Origin of the sequence: uncultured Fibrobacter sp., assembly GCF_937877005.1 — a bacterium.
Classification (GTDB): domain Bacteria; phylum Fibrobacterota; class Fibrobacteria; order Fibrobacterales; family Fibrobacteraceae; genus Fibrobacter.
Genome location: NZ_CALEFV010000260.1, coordinates 1 through 2,490, shown reverse-complemented (window position 1 = coordinate 2,490; position 2,490 = coordinate 1). Strand labels below are relative to the sequence as shown.

Genomic DNA, 2,490 nt, shown 5'->3' with positions numbered 1-2,490 from the left:
ACTGTCTGGAATGCACGGAACACTTCAGGTTCGTCCCACTTGACGGCCTCAATGGCACCAAGCAAATGGCCTAGGGAATCGTTACCCGTCTGGGCATAGAGAATCTTAGAAAGGGGTTCCCAGACAACTGGCTGACGGCCCGCCAAAATCGGCGGTTCATAGCCCGAAATCGAATCCAGCATCGGAAACGGATACTCTTCAAGCTTTACCTTGGACATTTTGCCAGCATAGTTCTCGGGCTTTTCGTCCTTGCCAGCCAAGCGGATGGGATTGTTAAAATAAGCTGCAAAATCGAGAGCGGCTAGCGTCGGCCTATCAACGACGCGTATCTGCTTGTCGGCAGATGCAATCCTCATTTCGAAAACCGTTACCGGAGTCGAAGGCTGCGGCGGAAGTACCGCCGGGCGTTCCAACGAAGATTCCGCAGACGATGCCTGCGGCGCCCCTTCCGTCACGGGAATATTGTTATTTGAAGCACAGGCACAAAGCCCGAAAACAGTCGTCAATACAGATAATAATCTTTTCACGATAACAATATATAAAAGTTGACCATAAAATTTCTAAATTAAGGAAAAACAGGAGTTACTATGCCAGCACAAGGTGAACACAATAAATGGATCGCCCTCGCACTCTGCATTTTACTTGGGTATCTTGGACTGCACCGATTTTACGAAGGCAAGATCTGGACAGGCATTCTTTGGCTCTGCACGGGCGGACTCTGCGGCGTCGGAATAGTCGTTGACGCCATCCTGATTGTAATGAAACCCGTAAAATACTAGCATCAAGATGAAACGCCTATTTATCATTGCGACCGGCAATCCCGGCAAGATTCGCGATTTTGCCCATATTTTAGGGACCGAGAACAACGAATTCAAGACACTCAAGGATATCGGTTTCGAGGAAGACATCGTCGAAGATGGGGATTCCTTCGAAGCGAACGCCATCATCAAATCAAACACCGTTGCACATTGGCTCGCCGATAAAAAAATCGAGGCAACCGTACTTGCCGACGACTCGGGACTCGAGGTTTTCGCTCTGAACGGGGAACCGGGAATCTACAGTGCGCGTTACTGCGGCTACCACGGCAATGACCAAGCCAACAACGACAAACTGATGCAGAAGCTCCAAAACGTGACAGACCGATCCGCACGCTATTTCTGCGCCCTTTCATATCAAACCGTCACGCAGGACGCCCCCGGAAACTTCGTAGTAAGCAAGCCCAAGATTTACGAAGGCGAATGCCGCGGACAGATAACCCATGTTCCCGCCGGCGACATGGGATTCGGCTACGACCCGCTATTCGTTCCCGATGGTTTCGACCGCACCTTTGCGCAGATGGAACTATCCGAAAAGAAAGGCATCAGTCACCGCGGAAACGCTATCCGGGCCATGAAGAAAGACCTCGGATAGGACTACAAACTGCTCATCTGAACACTTTTTATTTTTTTTGCTATATTGTGTTCGAAGCGATTTTGACACTCAGCTGTCAAAAAAAATGTTTATCTTTGTACCGACTAAAATTTTAACGAGAGTTTCTAATTACTATGGCAGCAGCAAAGTATACCGAAGACAGCATTAGAACACTGGAATGGAACGAACATATCCGCGAACGTCCGGGTATGTACATCGGCAAGCTCGGCGACGGCAACAGCCCCGACGACGGCATTTACGTGCTGGTGAAAGAAATTATCGACAACTCCATCGACGAATTCGTGATGGGTGCCGGCAAGCAGATTATTATTGACATCGAAGACCACAGCGCCCGCGTACGTGACTACGGCCGCGGCATTCCGCTGGGCAAGGTCATCGACTGCGTATCGAAGATTAACACCGGCGGTAAGTACGACTCCGAAGCCTTCCAGAAGTCCGTGGGCTTGAACGGTGTGGGTACCAAGGCGGTGAACGCGCTTTCGACCAAGTTCATCGTCAGGAGTTTCCGCGACGGTCGCGTCAAGGAAGCCGAATTCAGCAAGGGCAAGCTTGTCCGCGAAGAACGCGAAAAGAATACGACCGAAAAGAACGGTACCGAAATCTATTTCGAACCGGACGCCAGCATTTTCAAGAATTTCCGATTCTTGCCGGGCTACATGGAAGAAAAGGTATGGAACTACGCCTACCTGAACAACGGACTTTCGCTGGTGATGAACGGCAAAACCTACAACAGCCCGAACGGACTCTTGGACCTGTTGCAGAACCACGTGGACGATTCTATCCGCTACCCGGTGGCCCACTTTAAGGCAAACGATATCGAAGTCGCCTTTACGCACGGCAACCAGTACGGCGAACACTACTACAGCTTTGTGAACGGCCAGCATACCACCCAGGGCGGTACGCACCAGCAGGCCTTCCGCGAAGGTATTGTGAAGGGCGCCCGAGACCATTTCAAGAAGGACCTGGACCCGGCCGACGTGCGCAACTGCATTATCGGCGCCATCTCCGTGCGCATCCAGGAACCGGTTTTCGAATCGCAGACCAAGACCAAGCTCGGCT

Annotated in this window: 3 protein-coding genes and 1 pseudogene; 3 read left to right on the top strand and 1 reads right to left on the bottom strand. The window is 51.2% G+C overall.

What is annotated here, in order from left to right; genetic code table 11:
- Window positions 1-527 (bottom strand): annotated as a pseudogene (locus Q0628_RS11650) (hypothetical protein); the annotation flags it as partial.
- A 60-nt stretch (window positions 528-587) separates the two neighbouring features.
- Between Q0628_RS11650 and Q0628_RS11645 the strand changes: the two are divergent.
- The 3 genes from Q0628_RS11645 to Q0628_RS11635 all read left to right on the top strand — a co-directional run.
- Window positions 588-779, top strand: a complete 192-nt coding sequence (locus Q0628_RS11645; protein WP_298771202.1) for a TM2 domain-containing protein — start codon at window positions 588-590, stop codon at window positions 777-779.
- Window positions 780-786: 7 nt separating this feature from the next.
- Entirely contained in the window at window positions 787-1,410 is a 624-nt protein-coding gene (gene rdgB, locus Q0628_RS11640; protein WP_298771200.1) for an RdgB/HAM1 family non-canonical purine NTP pyrophosphatase, read from the top strand.
- A 134-nt stretch (window positions 1,411-1,544) separates the two neighbouring features.
- The coding region (locus Q0628_RS11635) for an ATP-binding protein (protein ID WP_298771198.1) at window positions 1,545-2,490 on the top strand (946 nt) is incomplete at its 3' end.

Bases quoted from the DNA above. Each gene is read 5' to 3' on its own strand.
- Q0628_RS11645 (WP_298771202.1), top strand. From the start codon at position 588: ATGCCAGCACAAGGTGAACACAATAAATGGATCGCCCTCGCACTCTGC.
- rdgB (WP_298771200.1), top strand. From the start codon at position 787: ATGAAACGCCTATTTATCATTGCGACCGGCAATCCCGGCAAGATTCGC.